General features: G+C 46.2%; 20 protein-coding genes and 1 pseudogene. 2 read left to right on the top strand and 19 right to left on the bottom strand.

Annotated elements, in window-relative coordinates:
* Positions 1-12 precede the first annotated feature (12 nt).
* The 5 genes and pseudogenes from BN2684_RS25095 to BN2684_RS19315 form a co-directional block, all read right to left on the bottom strand.
* A complete protein-coding gene (locus BN2684_RS25095) occupies positions 13-258 on the bottom strand; it encodes a recombinase family protein (protein WP_234340278.1) in 246 nt (81 codons plus the stop codon).
* Positions 194-805 (bottom strand): annotated as a pseudogene (locus tag BN2684_RS25090) (recombinase family protein). Before BN2684_RS25090 ends, BN2684_RS25095 begins: the two are co-directional and overlap by 65 nt.
* Positions 806-884: 79 nt before the next feature.
* Positions 885-1,520 carry a hypothetical protein gene (locus BN2684_RS19320; RefSeq protein WP_058303749.1) on the bottom strand — a complete coding sequence of 212 codons (636 nt, stop codon included), beginning with the start codon at positions 1,518-1,520 and terminating at the stop codon, positions 885-887.
* 81 nt (positions 1,521-1,601) lie between these two features.
* Positions 1,602-1,754 carry a recombinase family protein gene (locus BN2684_RS25425; protein WP_392389021.1) on the bottom strand — a complete coding sequence of 51 codons (153 nt, stop codon included), beginning with the start codon at positions 1,752-1,754 and terminating at the stop codon, positions 1,602-1,604.
* Position 1,755: 1 nt separating this feature from the next.
* Entirely contained in the window at positions 1,756-2,475 is a 720-nt protein-coding gene (locus BN2684_RS19315) for a recombinase family protein (RefSeq protein WP_058303748.1), read from the bottom strand.
* A 386-nt stretch (positions 2,476-2,861) separates the two neighbouring features.
* Here BN2684_RS19315 and BN2684_RS19310 point away from each other — a divergent pair, with 386 nt between their 5' ends.
* Entirely contained in the window at positions 2,862-3,920 is a 1,059-nt protein-coding gene (locus BN2684_RS19310; RefSeq protein WP_058303747.1) for a phage/plasmid replication domain-containing protein, read from the top strand.
* A gap of 54 nt (positions 3,921-3,974) precedes the next feature.
* Here BN2684_RS19310 and BN2684_RS19305 read toward each other — a convergent pair whose 3' ends face one another.
* The 8 genes from BN2684_RS19305 to BN2684_RS19270 form a co-directional block, all read right to left on the bottom strand.
* Positions 3,975-6,671 carry a hypothetical protein gene (locus tag BN2684_RS19305; RefSeq protein ID WP_058303746.1) on the bottom strand — a complete coding sequence of 899 codons (2,697 nt, stop codon included), beginning with the start codon at positions 6,669-6,671 and terminating at the stop codon, positions 3,975-3,977.
* 154 nt (positions 6,672-6,825) lie between these two features.
* A complete protein-coding gene (locus tag BN2684_RS19300; protein WP_148450026.1) occupies positions 6,826-9,534 on the bottom strand; it encodes a hypothetical protein in 2,709 nt (902 codons plus the stop codon).
* Positions 9,535-9,667: 133 nt separating this feature from the next.
* The gene (locus BN2684_RS19295) at positions 9,668-10,507 is read right to left on the bottom strand and encodes a copper amine oxidase N-terminal domain-containing protein (RefSeq protein WP_234340325.1); all 840 of its coding nucleotides are present in this window, start codon (positions 10,505-10,507) and stop codon (positions 9,668-9,670) included.
* 166 nt (positions 10,508-10,673) lie between these two features.
* Positions 10,674-11,087 carry a hypothetical protein gene (locus tag BN2684_RS19290; protein WP_148450024.1) on the bottom strand — a complete coding sequence of 138 codons (414 nt, stop codon included), beginning with the start codon at positions 11,085-11,087 and terminating at the stop codon, positions 10,674-10,676.
* A 25-nt stretch (positions 11,088-11,112) separates the two neighbouring features.
* Positions 11,113-11,445 carry a hypothetical protein gene (locus BN2684_RS19285; RefSeq protein ID WP_058303742.1) on the bottom strand — a complete coding sequence of 111 codons (333 nt, stop codon included), beginning with the start codon at positions 11,443-11,445 and terminating at the stop codon, positions 11,113-11,115.
* A gap of 39 nt (positions 11,446-11,484) precedes the next feature.
* On the bottom strand, positions 11,485-11,994 hold the full coding sequence (locus tag BN2684_RS19280; RefSeq protein WP_058303741.1) for a hypothetical protein: 510 nt from the start codon (positions 11,992-11,994) through the stop codon (positions 11,485-11,487).
* A 25-nt stretch (positions 11,995-12,019) separates the two neighbouring features.
* A complete protein-coding gene (locus BN2684_RS19275; protein ID WP_058303740.1) occupies positions 12,020-12,454 on the bottom strand; it encodes a tetratricopeptide repeat protein in 435 nt (144 codons plus the stop codon).
* Positions 12,455-12,478: 24 nt separating this feature from the next.
* Complete coding sequence (locus BN2684_RS19270) at positions 12,479-12,772, bottom strand: toxin-antitoxin system YwqK family antitoxin (RefSeq protein ID WP_058303739.1); 294 nt, start codon at positions 12,770-12,772, stop codon at positions 12,479-12,481.
* A gap of 166 nt (positions 12,773-12,938) precedes the next feature.
* Here BN2684_RS19270 and BN2684_RS19265 point away from each other — a divergent pair, with 166 nt between their 5' ends.
* The gene (locus tag BN2684_RS19265; RefSeq protein WP_058303738.1) at positions 12,939-13,265 is read left to right on the top strand and encodes a helix-turn-helix domain-containing protein; all 327 of its coding nucleotides are present in this window, start codon (positions 12,939-12,941) and stop codon (positions 13,263-13,265) included.
* Between the two features lie 156 nt (positions 13,266-13,421).
* Here the strand turns inward: BN2684_RS19265 and radC are convergent, their stop codons facing one another.
* From radC to BN2684_RS19235, 6 genes are all read right to left on the bottom strand, one after another.
* Positions 13,422-14,030, bottom strand: coding sequence for a RadC family protein (gene radC, locus BN2684_RS19260; protein ID WP_058303737.1), 609 nt, complete (start codon positions 14,028-14,030; stop codon positions 13,422-13,424).
* Positions 14,031-14,138: 108 nt separating this feature from the next.
* On the bottom strand, positions 14,139-14,309 hold the full coding sequence (locus BN2684_RS24595; RefSeq protein ID WP_159065819.1) for a hypothetical protein: 171 nt from the start codon (positions 14,307-14,309) through the stop codon (positions 14,139-14,141).
* 36 nt (positions 14,310-14,345) lie between these two features.
* Positions 14,346-14,564: a hypothetical protein gene (locus tag BN2684_RS19255; RefSeq protein WP_058303736.1), complete on the bottom strand. Its 219-nt coding sequence runs from the start codon at positions 14,562-14,564 to the stop codon at positions 14,346-14,348.
* 122 nt (positions 14,565-14,686) lie between these two features.
* Positions 14,687-14,896 carry a hypothetical protein gene (locus BN2684_RS24590; RefSeq protein WP_148450021.1) on the bottom strand — a complete coding sequence of 70 codons (210 nt, stop codon included), beginning with the start codon at positions 14,894-14,896 and terminating at the stop codon, positions 14,687-14,689.
* Between the two features lie 182 nt (positions 14,897-15,078).
* Complete coding sequence (locus tag BN2684_RS19245) at positions 15,079-15,576, bottom strand: antirestriction protein ArdA (RefSeq protein WP_058303734.1); 498 nt, start codon at positions 15,574-15,576, stop codon at positions 15,079-15,081.
* A gap of 947 nt (positions 15,577-16,523) precedes the next feature.
* Entirely contained in the window at positions 16,524-17,498 is a 975-nt protein-coding gene (locus BN2684_RS19235) for a tyrosine-type recombinase/integrase (protein WP_058303732.1), read from the bottom strand.
* Positions 17,499-17,596 lie beyond the last annotated feature (98 nt).

Below are 17,596 nucleotides of genomic sequence, written 5' to 3'. Positions count from 1 at the left end.
ATCTGATAAGAATTATGAGTTACACCGCCGCCTGTATGCCTGCCTTCCGACCGTTTTTTGCAAAGGTAAATAACTCTTCATTAGTAATGGCGGATGAGCATTCTCCGTGATGACCCATTCCGACCGATCCCGCCACTTGACCCCTGTAGTCTGATAATCCTGCTTGTTCCATATTTTGCGGCCAATATATGATTCATTGTGAATGATGACCCGAAAAGTACTGGCTGAATATGAAACGGACGGTATCAATCTCTTCACGTGGACCAAGTAACCATACTGCTTTCGTCTTCTGGTTCCCAAGAGCAAGATGCTCCGTCCGATAGCCGTATGGCGGTGTGCCTCCATTGTTGTATCCTTGCTTGGCATTCTGGTTCATCCCCTTACGAACCTCGACAGCAAGGTTGGCAATGAAGAATTCCGAAATAACCTCCAACATTCCTTCCAGCAACATGTCCTGTGGTTTCTCCGCTTCGGTTTGCTCCGTAACAGACATCACCTTTACTCCATACTTTTGCAATAATGCCTTGTAAATCACATGATCATCTCGATTACGGGAGAAGCGGTCAAACTTATGAACTAGGATCGCCTAAAAGTTCTTACTGGTTCGTTTCGCCATCGCAATCATCCGTTGAAACTCAGGACGATTATCGGTCTTTACCGATTTCCCCTTCTCGATGAACTCCTGAGTAATGATCCACCCTTTATTATGACAACACTGCTGAATATCTTTGACCTGTGCTGGAATGGATAACTCCTTCTCAGCTTGACGATCTGACGACACACGGGCATAGATTGCAACTTTCATCTACAGACATCTCCTTCGTATAGTGGTTTTTGGGTAAAAAAACAGACACACCGTTTGGGCGTGCCTGTTAATGCATCTGCTATAGTTTTGAGTACCGTAATACGATATCAGCTGCTTGGAGTGAGACATTTACATCAGGACTATTAAGAGCATCCTCTAGCACTTGAAGAGCTTTGTCGATTAGGTGCCCGATGTTTGTATCAGGCTGGTGCTCAGTCTCAACTAGATTTGCATCACCTATTATCTCAGCAATTAGAGGCAGATGCTTTGAGAGTTCGGCAGTAGCTCCTGGGAAACGAAGAGACTTTAGCAATGCTTCAGGCAATTCATTTCGCATGACAGGCTGCTTATCGAAGAACCATCTTACCTCACGCTGATGCGGGAATCCAGTACCTTCTCGATTTTCGTCTAGATGTGGCTCGAAGATATAATCGCTTATGATTTCTGCAAGGTAGACATCCCGAGCATTTTCATCTGGAACAACAACGATGTCACCAGGTTTCATGAATCTAACTAACCTCACAACGTTACCTATACCGGACTCCCAGTTCTCATTATTGGGAGCGTTTCTAAGTCGTTCTCGGAGTTCATCGTGGCTGAGATTAGCCAAGGAGCCACCTACAGGGTAACCAACGGCTATCCTGTTGTTGTCCAAGAAGTACTGCATTTGGTTTGTACCGTGAGGCAATGGGCGAAGTAGCCATACTTTAATCATACAGGACACGCTCCTTTATGTGATTTAGACGTGTTCAGATCTGCTTCACATTTAAAATATAACACACCACAAATTCCTTTGTCAAATGTGTCTATTATGAGTGCAGAAGTAATTCTCATCCCTTCTTAATCCTAATAGTTCTTGGGCTATTTCCCATACTCTATTCTCAATAATCGCTGGATGGAAATCTATTGTGATAATCCATTCAGACTGTGGGTTCTTGCGGCCATTCACTTCAGAATTTCTTATTCCATATGCGATATCCGAGATAAGCTTCGTTACCAAGTATGGCTAAGATGGTTGAAGGGAGCCATTTGCAACCAGTAGGGATGTTCTGCTCGTTGAGTATACGGGAAATCTTCTTTCCACCCATTCCCTCGGTAGCCATTCTAAATATCTGCTTGATGATCTTCACCTCCTCATCTGGACCGAATTCATAATTCACTTTACTGCCTGACCTAACTAGACGATATCCAAATGGAGCTCTTCCCCCGCAATGAAAACCCTGAGTTACATTTTCTCTCATCACCTTCAATGTCTCGTGTTTCAAATTCACATTGTAGAACTCACTGATCACCTCCAGCATCCCTACTAACAGCATTCCATGTGGCGTGTCCGGCTCCGTTGGTTCCATTGCAGAGAAAACATTTATTCCGTGCTTCTTCAGAAGAGCCTTGTAAACCACATGATCCGCTCGGCTGCGGCTAAACCGGTCGAACTTATGGACGAGAATGCCGGTAAAATCCTTCTCAGCCTGCTGAGCTGCCGCTATCATTTTCTGAAACTCAGGGCGATCGGCAGTCTTGGCCGATTTTGCCTCATCAACATACTCCTTGACGATGTCCCAATTATGCTCGGAAGCGTATTGGTGCAATGCCTCTCTTTGTGCAGGAATGGACAACTCTTTATTCGCTTGCTGCTCACTCGATACTCTCAGGTAAATCACAATGTTCATATTGATCGGCTCCTGTCTGGAATGTTGGTCCTGCGTAAAACGCAAAAAAGCCAGAGGATCGCTCCCCTGGCCGAAACAGCACGTATGTGGTTTCTTCTCTCAACTCTTTGCTTTACTGCGATATCTATGTGAACAGCGATAACCGCTGGAACTTTCGTGATAAACGGGTCTAATCAAAAATGAGCAAATCAAAATTCACATAATGGACACAATCAAGATCATGTAGATGACTTCTTCGCAGCAGTAATAAAAATCTAAACAGCATCTACATGATCACGACATGTTCCCTGTACTCTGACTTTCCCTCAACCCTTGCTACATAAGGCTTCATGGCCTCATCAGCTTTTACCAAAGCCACTACAATGAACGAGAAAGAAGGACGTCCAATGCTCCATACCATGCTCCTGACAACGCCTGTATCCGATCCTCAATGCTTTAGAGCTATTGCAGAGCAACTTGAGTTACCAACCATCGCCGGAAAGCATACATGCACTTACTACAGCAGAATCGGCTTCCGGGAGATCAGTCTGGTCCATCACCACGGCGAGACTGGACGTACGTATAGAGGACTTGAGATTAGGCTGAATCCTCAGGTGCTGCTGAACCCGCACAATATCATTCAGTCCACGTTATGTACGGAAATAAGTCGAATTGCAGAGTCGTTCGATAATGAGATACACATCATCTTTGGCAGGACAGCTTCCCTTTTGCCTGGCTTTGATCACTGGACCTGCAAACGCATCGACTATTGCGTGGATATTAGCTCAGAGCACGTTGACGAATACATTCGGCTCTTTCAACGCTCAGCCGTGCCGAACCGATACTTCGAGGCTAAGAACAAGCTGTCCGGCAGTGCTTATGCCAAGTCAGGTTCCGTTACGATAAACTTCTACAACAAGCAGGATGAACTGGCCAAGCGAATGCAGCACCAGGATACACGCATTACTAAGGAGCACCTTGATACAGCTCAGAACCTGTTACGTTTGGAAATTCAATGTCTGCGGGATAAGACGAATTACATCAAGCAACGGGAGGGCTTTGAATCCAAAAAAGTCCAGCACTTCCTCAATCCTCTTCTGGCCGAGAAGCTGCTTGTGGGCTATTACGACAAAAGCATCGGCTGTGGGGACTTCTACAGTCTGTATGAAGCAAGAAAACGAATTAAAGAAACGGACTTGCAGGACCGAACCAAACAAACCATGTATGACATTCTGAATCTCGTTGCTCAAGCGAGGAACGTGGAAACTGCCCGAAAGCAGTATGAGCAAGGAATAAGCATCGAGGGGCGATTCATTCAAGGAAGTCGAACTTCGTTTCAACGCGGATTACAGAGACTTCGGAGTATTGGGATCAATCCGGTGACAATACCACGTAGCTGGAGAATTCATCATCTGCCAAGCTTGCGGGAGCAACTGGTTCGAGGATTTTGCTGTGAGACGGATTAAATGAGACAAGAAGCTGGAATCCTTCGATTGGACTCCAGCTTCTTGTCAATACGGTTATTTCTTGGATTGGTTATTCAAATAGGTAAGATCGAACACAGACGGAGGATAGTTGGAATAGATTCGAATCGGTGCTTTATTGGTTATGGGCCTTGCTCTTCCTACCGCCTGTACCAACTCACTCTCGACCATCCACATGTGAATCTTCCGAAACTTCTCGTTGTCCTTGTCCGTTCGAAAATGGAACTGGTATCTGCCGTTGTTGACTATCTGCCCTGTATAGGCCGGAATGTTCTGCAACCGGTGTTCAGGAAAAAGAACATTGACATAAAGGGCATAGATAGCCGAGTGTGCATTCGGAGTCCCGAATACCACAATACTCCTTCCTGCATACTCGTCGATCCCGGATACTTTCCCATAGTGCAGGGTAAGATCAAAGTCACGCCGTTTGAAATCATCCTCAAAAGTTTTGAACGTGATAATTAGAGGTTGATTCTTGCTTTGCCTCCGTACAAGCCCCTGTGAACGATCTAATTCATAATCACGAAGCAGTTGGGCATATTGGAGGAAGTCGTCCAGTTCACTGGCTTTCTCCTTAAACCACGTTCTAGAGAACGAATAATCATGCCTCATTGTTATAGCCGCCGCCACTATAGGCAGTTCAAATTCAACAAAGATGACCTTCTCTGGCTGAAATAACCGTTCATAAACCTCCCTATCTGCGGTTGCCGACATAATGAATGTCTTACATTGAAAAGGCAGCTCTCTTCGTACTACAAAACTGACCTTATTTGCCTCCTCCTCATCCTCTTCATTGACCCTTGCATGGGTGACGAACTCCGTAGCATTAAACAACAACTCCACGACTCGGCTTTGGAATAGCTCTTTTCTCTGTTGAGATACGGTGTGCAGTATGGCCGCTTTCAGGCTGTTATCGTTAAGCCTGGTCAAAGTATACAGCCTGTTGGGTACAGCGTTGATGATTTCATTTAGCCGGGTGATGATGGTCTGATGGTTCGCCTTCCGCGTTGAGTCATTCTGCAAAAGCTCCTCCAACTGCTTCAGGGAGGACAGCTCACTTTTCCCAACACTCTCCTGCTTTAGCAGGGACGGCGTAATATCTTCATCGATAATAACGATATCCGGCTGGATATGTACCAGAGAGAATAACCGCTCATGAGTTGTCAGTATGATTTTGCCCAACATTTGATCCTTGTCATGCAGACTGGAGGTTACTTGTAGATATTGCTCCAGTTCGCACTCTTCATCAGTTAGCTCATTGTGGTCCTTGGGAGCAATATTTGCCCTCCAATAGTCTTCGATGTATTTACGGGCTCCAGAACTGTTCCCAATCCGATAATAGCTTTTAACTTCTTCCTCGAAACTCTCGTTTACTTTGGGTAGGTCAGGCACATTCACAATTCTTTCCGAAATGACTTCCTGGTTAACGTGCTCAGCAAGTCTTCTCATTACATCGTTCTTGAGCTGATGAGTTGGTAAAGCAATAATGACCGTCACTTCATCTTGAATGAAGCTATTAATCCTCTCCAGATACATTTGTGTCTTACCGATTCCAACGAAGCACTTATACACGTAGGCCTTGTTCTCATCTGAATTCAAATCTCGGTCAAATTGCTCCCTCATTTCATTCCGAATCGTTTCAGGAGCTTTACGCTGTCTTCCGGATGATTTCATCGTAGCGATATGGTTTTGGCGTTGCTTCAGCAGATCAGAGACACAACAAAACACGATTTCTTGCCTTTGCCTACAATCCTCATGGTAAGGACAAAAGCTTTTGCAGCGAATCGCATTGTGCGGATAGCCAATTCTTCTGTAGCGTGACATTAGACGATCAATCACCGCGATTTGCAATTCTGAGTACATATCGGTTAGCCTCATCCACTGCTTCAACCTTGTTGCTGCCGCTTTAATGTTACATAGTGATTGGCACAGCCCGTTCAACTCACTCATAGTCAACTTCTGTTGTCGATCAAGAGCTTGCAGCAGGCGACATGCTGTTGATTCATTCGCTACTAAGGAATCAATTCGATCAGTATCATCCCAGGCAAGGCGTGAACGGGTACGATCTGTTTCTGGATCGCCATCAACCTGTTGATCCATTTGGCTATTAACAGCAAAATTGATTTTTACGAAATTGTGCCCGGTGTCTAATATATATAATAGGGGCCCACATGATTTCGTAATTTCAGCTTGCGGATTCATCGGTCTCCGAACAACCTCCAAATCAGCATCGTTCTTGTTCAGCCTCAATCCAATATCGTTTAAGAAGTCCTTAATGCTTTTGGCTCCATTGCCGCCGGATGATTCATGATTGATTTTACAACATGCCGTTTCGATCAGATATACCATGTCCAGCCTTCCAACCGGGACTTGATCCGAAATGGAAAGGTGCGTGGAAATCCGGTCGTGCTCGTTCTGGAACATCGCTAAACGTTTCTGGAGCTTCCGTCTATTGTAGCTACCATTGAGAAGCACCTGCAGGCAGGCAACAGCAACTTTCCTGACTCTCTGGTCCGTGACGCAGCCATTGATTCGGAAAACAGCATACTGCCTCTGCTCATCATCAGATATCGACATCAAGAATGTTGTTGCTGGGTGAATGTCCAACTCTTCGCACATCGACCTAAAGATATCTGCCTCATAGATCGCTATGCAAACAAGCTCGTCCAGATGTATTAAAGAATCCATCATTCTGCTCCTTAGTAGGTGATCGACTATTTGATTTTGATTCATACCTACTTACTTCTAACGGGAATGCCCATCATCCTTTCTCTTCACCTTTCATTTTGTTTCAATACAGTGTCGCACATGATGAATAGAGCGGCTTTTTCTATTAACAGCTAGAGAGGTCGCCATCGTATGACAGCGACCTCGTTAGTCAGGAATCTTATTTGGTTACCGCAAAAGCCTGCTCTCCAGAAACTACCTCCCCGTCAACCACTACAGCAAGCACAGCCTTGTACTTGCCCGCTACCAGCTTCGGCAGCTTCACAGCTTTGGGTAAGCCCATATCTCCGTCCAGCTCCGGCTTAACCTTTTGGGTGAATACCGTCTTCCCGTTACTGTTCACGACAGACACGGTATACTCCTGCTCAATGATCTCTGCGGCTCCCTTGCGAGAAACTGCCAATGGCAAGATTGCCCCGGGGTTGTCCATGCCATAAATCAAGCGGCTGGTTCCCTGAATCGGCAACGGCTTCACGAACAAGGTTTCTTTCGGCAGCTCCTGGAATAAAGCCGTACCTTTCAACCAATCCCCGGCTTTCTTCCCGTTAATCTTAGCGGGAACAAGAGCATCTATAAGCTTGTAGAACTCTTCTGCGGAAGCGGGAGTCTTCTTGGCCAAGGCGTTTTGCAGCTCCCGGAAGAACCCATAGTCTCCGTTGCGTTTATAGTAAGCATCCGCCAGCACCAACCAAGGGGTTGGGCCATACTCCAGTGTGAACACGTTCATGCCCATCATAAATTTAGAGCTTTCCTTCCATTGAGCACGCACATCGAGGTTCCCGCCACCGGCGTTGCCGTTTGTACGGCCCAGGTTCACCAGTATGCCCGGTCCCAGGTTCTCCAACACTTTGTTCAAGTTCAGATAATACGGTATAGAAGGCACACTGGTATCGCGGATGCCGTTCTGCTTCAGAACATGGGAGATCACGATCTTCATGGCTTGGCTGATGTTCTCCGTGTACCGTGCGTTTTCGATTGGGATCGTGGTGCCCTTATGGAACATGTGATAATACTCGATGAAGAAGAAAGCATCGAAGTTTGTATCCAGTTTGCTGCCTGCCTTCGGCAAATAGGTCAGATTCAATTGGGTCATGTCGCCGTTCATTCCGGCCAGTCCCTTTGGATCATACTTGATCAAAAGGTTGTTGTTGGCTTGTGGAGCTCCGGCAATCTGTCGAATGACCGGATCGAGCTCTTTGATCAGAAGATCGATATAGCCTTTGCTGGCGGCGGGAATCGATGCATCGTAGGTGACGGCTACTTTCGTGTTCCGACTGTCATCTGATCCGTTCAAGTTGAGCCAATAGCCATCCGTGCCGTCCGTTGAATAGACCACGAACGTCTGCGAGTCTTTCACGGTAGTTCCTTGGTAGGTAGTTTCCGCCGTCGCCGTATAGGTTCCCGGTGTCAATTTGTCTTGGGGAAGCTTAACGCCTATCTTTCCATCGTGGGAGAATCCACTCTTTACCGTTTGGTTCAGAATCACGCCACCCTTACTGCTCTTCACCGTAACCTTTACATCTGTATCGACAATTTCGCCAGGTGTACGGCTGATGACAAAGGGATAGATCATGTCGGGGTTATTGCGACCTGCCACATTGAAGAAATCTCCATCGGCTACAAGCAGGCTGATCGCAAGCTTGTCCTGAATGCTACCACGGAACAAGGCTTGTGTTGTCATCCATTCCGGAGTAGCCTTGCCATCTACCACTGCTACAAGTACCGTGATCATGCTTTCAAACCCTGTTCGATCCAGTGGCTTCTTCTGCACCAATTGCTCTTTCAACTGGTAAAAGAAATCCCAGGAACCGGATTCCAGATAACGAGCGTAGGCCAGCTTCAGCCATACAGACTTGGCATACTCGATGGTAAAAGCATTTAGCTTGTCATAAGCGTTGTTTGTAAGCAGGAAATTGCCGCTATTAAAAGCGGAAGCGGCATCGCTGGTGTTGCCCGTATTCAGCACAAGCTCGGGCTTAAGGCTCTGAAAAGCGGGATACGCCTCCAGGTAGTAGTTGATGCCGCGGAATGCCACGGCTCGGGTCCCCTTGGCGGTGATGGATTCTGCCACTAATTCCTTAATGGAATGTGCCAGGTTCTCCGTATAGCGGACACCGGGAATAGGAATATTGCCTCCGTCCAAATACTTATGAATGTAGTTCACCAGGAAGATTTCATCCCAATCCTTGTCGTTTTCCTTGGCCGTATTGGGCAACTTGCCAAAGGTCATGACGGCTTTGTCCTGACTGAGGGTCGTATGAGAGCCCGCTGCGTATTTCAGCATGAGGTTGCCGCTCTTGATCGGAGCACCGAGATAATTTCGCACGACGGGGTCAAGATCCACCGCCAACTTTTTTATGTAGGTCTGAATCGCCGCAGGAATAGAGTTGTCGAAGGATATGGTAACTGTCGTATCTCGGTTAGCCGCCGGAAGAGAAGGGGTCGTATTGACAACAATCGGCCTAAAACGAGAGCCGGACGAAACAGACGAATCCGATGACACCGAACCGGAATACCAGAGTTCTGTCCGATCCCCTTCTCCTGTTACGTAAAAGCCGTTCGTGGTGCCGCTGGTTGTACCTGCCGGCCGAAGCTCTACATCGTAATGCCCCAGCTTCAGGTTATCGAGGAAAACCGAGCCGTTCTTATCCGTGGTGCCAACATCCTTGCCGTCGATGTACAGATGAAGGTCAGGAACCGGCTGTTTGGTATCGGGGTTGACGATAACAATAGTGATGCTTCCTTGTTCGGACTGGGCGGAAGTGGAAGAAGCTGCTTCTACAGAAGGGGAGTTCAGTGTTGGGGAAACCCCAATACCAGTAATTGCCAAGATGAATACCATAAACAACTTTATGACTCTTTTATTCACGATTTGCTCTCCTTTTCAGATCAGTTTGAATAATGGCTGTTTTTGGATATACGAAAGGCTTTCGGTACATTTCGACCAAAAGCCTTCTATAGCTGGGACTATTCACGAATCTTTCATGATTTGTGGATTAACCTTATTTTATTGCAGCCTGCACAAGCTCCTTGAACTGCTTATCGGAGAAGGTGGTGATCTTTTCGCTCATATCCAACATATAGAGGATAGTCCCATCTTTGTCGGCGTAGACGGTTGTGATGTAATAGTAAGGATTCTTAGCTCCTACATAGCAAATATCAAAGCTGTAAAGAGATTTCCCATTCACGGTTTCTTCAAACCCATCATCCGAGATATTAGGCATTTTACCCGAATACTCGATGATCGGCTCAATCTTGGCCTGTACAAGCTCGAACACCTTTGCTCTGGTCAAGCTTTTGAAGGTTCCTGCCATATCGTAGGTGAACAGTTCGCCGCTATACTTATCGACCAAGTAGAGAAAATCATAAGTAACATAATTATCATTCGCCTTGAAGCTGTAAAAGCGAAGGAACTGAGTGCCGTTTGCTTTCAGGGTAACCCCGTTTCCTGCCTCTTTTTGCACAATGGCCTGGGCTTCCTGAACACTCAGCACCTTCTCCCCTGCCGTATGCTTGGCTTCAACAGCAACGACCTGGGCCGCCTCGTTCCATTCAACATCCGTATTCAATCCTTCCGAAATGAAGCGGATCGGAACATAAGTTGTGTCGCCAATAGCCTGAGCCGGTACATCAAGCTGGACGGTCTTCCCGTTGACATAGGCTTGCTTCTTCCCAAGCGTAAATTGCAGCGAGTTCTTGCCCAGCTTGATAACGATAGGCTGATTCGCAGCCTTGTACTGGACCGTTGCTTGAAGTCCTTCGCTTATCGCCCGGATTGGGACGAGAATCCGCCCATTCTTAGACACCGGCTGGGCATAGTTGATATACTTTCCGTTAAGCATCAAGCGAATCGGACGTCCATTGTCCGCAGAAGCGATACCAACAAAGCTCGTGGTAAGCAACAATAGACATAACAACATCATCCAGCACTTTGTTGTTCTTCTCAATCGTAACACCATCCTGATCTTAGTCGTTTGCGATATGTAAGCAGTTAAAATTCCTACGCATTCAGAAAGAGTTCATGTCAAATTGACATCCTGGACGATAAGCAAAACCAGTGCGAGCATTTTCAACGAGATATTCATATACCTGATCTGACTTGCTGCCGATCAAGTTGCAAATTGCGTTATAGTGCAACTGTTCCGCTTGGGATTTTGCATACTTTTCTCCCCAACGGATTGAAGATGTTCCAGGGTTGTTCCACCCCCAGTCGCTTATTTCCAGCAGATCACGAATAGGCGGATCATTGAGCACCTGCTTATCAAATTTCCCTCCAAACGCGGCTGTCAGCATGGCGATTTTATCATCACCAAATCGTTTTCCCCGCGATTCTGCTTCCAACACATAAGGAAGGACTTCATAGAAAATTTCCAATGGAGACTTTTGAGCCATAAACGTATAAGCTTCCTTAAAGCTTCGCATTTGTGTCACCTCGTTCATGAATAGCTTACATATACATTTTTTTGATAATACCCTCCACCAGGCTTGAGAGTTGCTGACTTTGTGCCACGGTCAACTTCATCTGCATGGATAATTCCGTTATGACATGGGCAAAGATGCGGGAGTCTTGCGAGCTTCCGTAACGACGAATGTGTTTCACAATATCATCGAGCAACTCATCGCCATCACCCTGATAAGCAAGATAGAAAAGAACTCCAGCATCTACGGAGCCGCTGGAGCACCCCAATCCTTGCAATGAGTCAAATACGCTGCTAATTGTGAAATAAACTTCTGCCGGGCTCAGTGATTCCAGACTCTTGACTTGATTAAGCGTGAGCATTTCCATCACTCCATTTGTCAGTTTGATTTTTTATTGATCTCAGTCCGGCAGCATCCGAAGTAGCTTGTCAAAATGTGCTTCGGTAGCAATCATTAGTGATTCCGAAAGCTCATTTTGTTGTATCAGATTCCATAAGGCCGCAGCAACCATATTAAATCGGTGAATGTGTCTGGAAAAAAGGTGGTGCATGATGGTTAATTCGGTTTTAGTGACCGGCCGCATGCCTCCATGCTGCATTGTCAACATTGTCTTCACTGCAAGGGTAGTTTCAGGAAATTCAGATAACTTGGCATGGCATACCTCGCATATAATCGTTGTCTCTCCACTCCACGGGCCGTGCCTGATCTTTCTGGAGGATGAGTACTGATAACCCGTTGTCCAAACCGCAAGATGCGGACATGGAGTCTCTGGAGGAATTCCTGCATGGCAGATCAAGCAATAAGCATCATCTCCACTGCGATTCTCCGGCTGATAATCGAACATGTCTCCTTTCAAAATCGGAAACCCGCATTTGCAGCAATATGAATCAAAGTAAGACGCCATCAACATGTACCAAACCCTCTTTCATGACGACTTATCTGAACATAGAGGCCGCAGTATTGATACAACGCCGATCGTAGTTTTCTTCAGCATCATATCCGATTCGGGTTTGTCTGTATTTCCGATTACCCGATTGCTCAAAGAAAGGGTCAATAGAACAGCGATAGTTCTCTGCCATAGCTTTCTCCTCCAAAGAGGATGCCTCGGGATCGCAAATGGCATGGCCCATGTGCATGAGCATGTTGATATCCGCATCTCCGGTTAACCGGACGCACTTCATGTAACTTTCCACGGCTTTCTGGTACTGCCCCAATATGTAATAGACCTTCCCCAAGCCTTTATACAGCTCCGGTTCGTTGCCCAGCACTTTCTCCGCCTGCAAATAGTTGGCGAGCGATGCCTGATAATTTCCCAATCGTTTGTATTGAACCGCTTGCTGTACCAGATTCACAGCATCCTGAACATTCATTGCTTATACCTCCCTGAATTAGAATTAGGCTGGTCGGCCATCCCGAAACATTCCCGAATGACACAGTCTGCCGTCGCTAAAATAAGATGTGCCTTGCCCGTTGAAGTCCCCGTTCCTGAACTCGCCTTCATACATCAGAAACCCATTGGCATCATGCGGCTTTGCAATGGTTCCGTCCATTCTACGGAGCGTAACTCCTTCAAACGTTTCCCAATAGAATTTGCCTTTCCCGTGGTAGACACCATTTTTGAAATCCCCTACGTACTTGACGCAGCCGCTGGGATAATACTCGGTGCCATGACCGTTCTGTACTGCCATCTTGCATCCCTCCGTTGTGATAAATGAAGATAAAACGCGTGATTCTTCACAAGCATACAAAAATCACCAAATGTCGTCAATGCTTATAGGAGTATATAAGAAGTCTTATAGTGAATTAATGAGTCGCCCCATTTCCTCTACAGTTTTGGTAAGAGGGGATGACTTAATGAACTATTATGAATTGGGAACAAGAATACGAGCTGAAAGACATAAGCTCGGTTTAACATTAGAAAAGCTTTCGGAAATAGTTGGGATCTCGGAACCTTATCTCGGACATATTGAAAGAGGTGAGCGTAAGCTATCAGTCGAAACGCTCATTAAACTGGCTTCAGGAGTGACAGTTGATTCTCTTGTGCAAGATTCCGTAAACATTGAACAGGATGTTGAGGAAAATCAGTTAATCCACCTTACAAAAAGACTTACACCCAAGCAGAAGCGAATGGTTGTCGACCTGGTTAGAGCTTTGCTTCCTCATCTCGAAAATGAAAGTTAATGATAGCAGGTAGCAACTCCAAAGCCCTTTATACGGAGGGGTCGCCATGATAGGCTGATGCCTTGGCGATGCTGGTTCATGGCATCGCCTTATCGCCTTGTATCATGGCGACAGAGGCTCCGTGTCAAGGGCGGCACTAACATAACTTGCTTGCTGTTACATATAGCCCTTCTCCTTCATGGAGCAGTAACTGTGGCTGCTGATTACCAAGTGATCCAATACATCAATCCCGATAATCTCCCCGGCATCAACCAAACGCTTGGTCAGAACGATATCTTCCTGGCTGGGGGTCGGATCGCCGCTGGGATGATTATGAACACAAATGATCGAGCAGGAGCTTTTTTTAATGGCTGACTTAAATACCTCCCTTGGGTGAACAATGGAGGCATTCAATGAGCCAACAGAGATGCCTTCCGTGCCAATGACCTGATTCTTGGTGTTCAGATAGATGCAGTGGAACTCTTCCCGTTGCAGATATCCGAGCTCCGGCGTCATGAGAAGAGCCGCATCCTTTGGACTGCGAATGACATAAGGCTCGCCTGTTGGCACGTTTAGAGCACGGGCCAGCTTCAAGGCCGACACGATCTGGCGTGCCTTCACCTTGCCAACCCCCTTGATCGCAAGCAGCTCCGGTTCGGAAGCGTTAAATAGCTCCGACAACGTGGAGAAACGGCAGAAAATCTCTTCAATAATGTAGCTGCTGGTCTTTTCGCACAGAGTATCCGCCAACAGGTTCTTGAGCGTGTTCATATGGTATGATTGCATGAGTCGTAACCTCCAATTAGGCATGATTGAAATGCAAACAGAGGAGACCGGAATGGCCTCCCCCGCTTGTAGCTGTTATGGAAATTTGGTAAGCTGACTACAGGTTATTTACTTGGTGTGCTCCTTTTGTGGGCCACCTTTTTTCTTTTCTTCAAGTTTCATTTGATGCAGAACGGAGAGGACAAGAGCCAGCATGTACTGACGGCCTTCGGATGAATTAAGCCGCGGAGTCCCTTTACGTTGATTCTTGCGTTGCGTAGCCTGTGTTAGATTGTTCATGTATTTCACCTCCCTTCTTAATAGTAAGAACACGGATCACGTCTTGATTGAGCGTTGCTTGTGTTTCTGAAGCTGTGAAGCATAATACTTCTGAAAATATCGCTGCATGTAGTACGCGGCACACTCTTCATCCAACTGCCAGCACCGAACGAAGTAGACATAGAGCACAGTTCCGGCTATACGAATGTGTCCATTCATAACAAGCTGCCGGAGCAGAACTGTCATGTCCTCTGGTAAGCCTCGTTTAACGACCATTGTTAACACCTCCTTTCATAGAATCTCACTCCCCAAATTTGGGGAATGTGCTTTACTCTCACTTAAATGCCATATCGAAAATTGATCACTGATCCCCAGAAATGGGGAACAGCTTCATAGCATCAAATGGAGCAATTCGGATTGATGTGACACTCCGCTCTTCGCTGGGCTTTCCAATCTTGAATCGCTGCATCAATCTCCGCCTGCTCCTTCAGGTTCTTTTCCAAGTTGGCTGCATTCATTGACTGCCGCATGTCTGTAGTCCGTAACACACGCTCCCATATCAACAATTCCGAGAGCCGGTATTGCAACTGATTCCAGTTCATGTCCATATGGCTCATCTCCCTTCTTGGAAGCTTCTCATCTTCCGCGTAGTCACTGTCTTGCAAGAAAAAGCGGCAAAACAAAAAAGGCCCGTATCCACGCACTACAGCGTAGACACAGGCCATTCGTTGTCACATTCCCAGCAAGTATCCCATTCCTCCACATTGAATTCATCAGCAACCAACGAACGTCAAGGCAGCGGCAAAATAGCCGTATTGACCTCATTTTGCATATGCCAACCCTTGTTCACCAAATCCTGAACCAGCTTGTCCATGTCAATGTACCGCCAGATAGCCGTCGGAACGGTGCCATAACACCCTGATTGCATCAGCCGCTCGGCTACATCCTGAAGGTTCTGCACATCGTAATGCACGTAGTAAAGGCCTGTCGTTAGCACCGTGAGCAACATATCCAGATTCTCCAAGCAGCCGCACAGAGCGTATACAAGTCGCTTGTCATACCCCGCAATCGCGTAAGCAGCTTCATTGATCCAGTACACATCTTCAACGGGTTCAATCCAGAACGGTGCTTCCCAATCCGTAATGATCCAATCAGCCGGAGTGCCGTCAATTCGTCTTAGCTTCTTATCTAGCTCGTTGACTGGCATTGGCAAGGACAACCATTCCCCCCCGTGGAGCTTTTCATTGCTCCCATCAGTTCTTCTTGCTACACAAATCCGAATCTGCATTCCCATCTACTCCTCTGAATGGTGTAGAGCCCTCTCACGCTCCTTGTCTTCGCTGTTAAGCCGGAAAGCAAAAAGGCCTGCCTCCACGCAGAATCGCGTAGACACAGGTCGATGACAAAGAAAAATAGCATACTTCTCGTCCCAGTGAACACCAATCCAAACTGAACCCCCTGGGGCTCGAATTCAAATCTCAAAAAAGGACTACAAAAACCTATTTCTTCTCGGAGATATTGCATTTTTTGAAATACCAATAGGGATTCATCCAGGTCCATCCGGAGAAAAGGACGCAAAATCGCCGTTTTCGTCAAAACGGAAGAACATTGCATTTTTTTAGTTTTCTCTCGTCAAAAAGCCTTTAGCAGCAGCATTCTTCAGCAAATCCTTCAAACAAGCAGCTAAGCATTGTGTAAAGGCGATTTCTAATACGTAATAATCCCTTTAAGGGCACCTCTCGGCCGACCTGTATTTTCTCAATACCGCTTAACCGAGCGTTATGGCTACGAGTTCTGGTTCAACACGTCAGTCAATAAGCTGATCCGGGAAATCCAGTTGTGGGAGATTGAAACGAAGTTGATTCAGGCCTTTGGCCGGGCCAAAGTCATTCATATGTTCGTTGCTGGTCTTGTCCAACTATCCGATTCCCATAACCACAATCAAGGAGCTGGGAGAGTAACGATGGACAATGTTCCATGGCCGCCGCGAGAGGGCTTCTGATGGATTCGGCAGGCATGGAAGGAGAACACCGACAAATGATATCTCCGAAGGGGGAAATAGCAAGGGAGCTCCACGTTCGGAAGCTCCCTGATGTTTTATTTGTTCCTTTTTCGTGTTTTTAATTAATTCGCCAACGAGAGCTTGCAATGTCTTCTAACGGTCAGGCAGGAGCTTTTCAGCCACAATAGATCATCCCCCACAGCAGCATGCTTCTTTCTTCATCTCGGTCATGCTTATATCTCTAAATAAGTAAGAGGGCTATGCTTTTGGTATTTTCTGGCAATTTCCTCATCAGAGAAATCCAGATATGCTTTTTGAGTGACCTCGACGGAGGAATGCCCCAGAATTCGGCATAGACTAAACCAGTCCCCGTTATTCAAGATGTAATACTTCGCAAAGTTGTTTCGCAACTGGTGAGGATGGATGGCTATGCCCACTCTCTCTCCTGCTTCCTTCAATGCCCTCTCATAGTTGCGGATCTCCAACTGGGTTCCCCTTGTTGTTGGGAAGAGAAACGGGCTATCCGAATACCGATCTTTGTACCGTATCCATTGCTTGATTTCATTGAATGATTTGAATGAGAAGTAAACGAAACGTTCCTGATTGTTCTTCGGATTACGGATATGGATACTTTTATGCTTGAAATCAAAGTCCTCCGGTTGTAAGGTGAGACATTCACCAATTCTCATTCCTGTGTCCAGTAATATTCTGCTGATGGTGTAATTGCGGTATCCATGAAAAGTCGATGTATCAAATTGCCCGAATACCTTTTTCAGTTCTTCAGCTGTAAGTGTTTTTTTCATCTTCCGTTCTACTTTGGGATTCTCAATGTTGTCTACCGGGTTCTTGGATATCTCTTTTTCCACATCATATAAGTAATTGAAGAAAACCTTGATATTCCGTACATAATTGGCAATGGTCGTCATAGAGACTTCCTTCTTGAAATCACTGCGGTTCTCAGGATGATTAACATTCTTACTTTGTTCTTTATTTACAACCGTGTACTTGCCTCTCTCCTTCAAATATTTGATGTACTGCCGCAAATGGCCAGATTGCACCTTTTTTACATCCTCAATCTGAAACTGCTCAGACAGGTACTTCCCAAACAACTTCAGTGTTTGCTCATAGCTGGCCAATGTCTTTCTGGACAAGTTCTTTGACGAGCAGTAAAGCATAAAATTGTCCAACTGAAATTCAAAATCCGTCATAGAAAAACCACTCCTTCATTAGTGTATGGAACACCAATAAATAAGTGGTCTTGGTTGATTTGAGCTTTGAAAGTCTATCGGGTTGAAACAGGCATTCT

This window comes from Gorillibacterium timonense (assembly GCF_001457415.1).
GTDB classification, from domain to species: domain Bacteria; phylum Bacillota; class Bacilli; order Paenibacillales; family NBRC-103111; genus Gorillibacterium; species Gorillibacterium timonense.
The sequence above is the reverse complement of the archived record's forward strand: the minus strand, read 5'-3'. Positions and strand labels throughout refer to the sequence as shown.

Coding starts and splice junctions, on each gene's coding strand:
- BN2684_RS19320 (WP_058303749.1), bottom strand. CDS start 1,520: ATGATTAAAGTATGGCTACTTCGCCCATTGCCTCACGGTACAAACCAA.
- BN2684_RS19315 (WP_058303748.1), bottom strand. CDS start 2,475: ATGAACATTGTGATTTACCTGAGAGTATCGAGTGAGCAGCAAGCGAAT.
- BN2684_RS19310 (WP_058303747.1), top strand. CDS start 2,862: ATGCTCCATACCATGCTCCTGACAACGCCTGTATCCGATCCTCAATGC.
- BN2684_RS19305 (WP_058303746.1), bottom strand. CDS start 6,671: ATGAATCAAAATCAAATAGTCGATCACCTACTAAGGAGCAGAATGATG.
- BN2684_RS19295 (WP_234340325.1), bottom strand. CDS start 10,507: ATGCTTAACGGAAAGTATATCAACTATGCCCAGCCGGTGTCTAAGAAT.
- BN2684_RS19290 (WP_148450024.1), bottom strand. CDS start 11,087: ATGCGAAGCTTTAAGGAAGCTTATACGTTTATGGCTCAAAAGTCTCCA.
- BN2684_RS19285 (WP_058303742.1), bottom strand. CDS start 11,445: ATGCTCACGCTTAATCAAGTCAAGAGTCTGGAATCACTGAGCCCGGCA.
- BN2684_RS19280 (WP_058303741.1), bottom strand. CDS start 11,994: ATGTTGATGGCGTCTTACTTTGATTCATATTGCTGCAAATGCGGGTTT.
- BN2684_RS19275 (WP_058303740.1), bottom strand. CDS start 12,454: ATGAATGTTCAGGATGCTGTGAATCTGGTACAGCAAGCGGTTCAATAC.
- BN2684_RS19270 (WP_058303739.1), bottom strand. CDS start 12,772: ATGGCAGTACAGAACGGTCATGGCACCGAGTATTATCCCAGCGGCTGC.
- BN2684_RS19265 (WP_058303738.1), top strand. CDS start 12,939: ATGAACTATTATGAATTGGGAACAAGAATACGAGCTGAAAGACATAAG.
- radC (WP_058303737.1), bottom strand. CDS start 14,030: ATGCAATCATACCATATGAACACGCTCAAGAACCTGTTGGCGGATACT.
- BN2684_RS24595 (WP_159065819.1), bottom strand. CDS start 14,309: ATGAACAATCTAACACAGGCTACGCAACGCAAGAATCAACGTAAAGGG.
- BN2684_RS19255 (WP_058303736.1), bottom strand. CDS start 14,564: ATGGTCGTTAAACGAGGCTTACCAGAGGACATGACAGTTCTGCTCCGG.
- BN2684_RS24590 (WP_148450021.1), bottom strand. CDS start 14,896: ATGGACATGAACTGGAATCAGTTGCAATACCGGCTCTCGGAATTGTTG.
- BN2684_RS19245 (WP_058303734.1), bottom strand. CDS start 15,576: ATGCAGATTCGGATTTGTGTAGCAAGAAGAACTGATGGGAGCAATGAA.
- BN2684_RS19235 (WP_058303732.1), bottom strand. CDS start 17,498: ATGACGGATTTTGAATTTCAGTTGGACAATTTTATGCTTTACTGCTCG.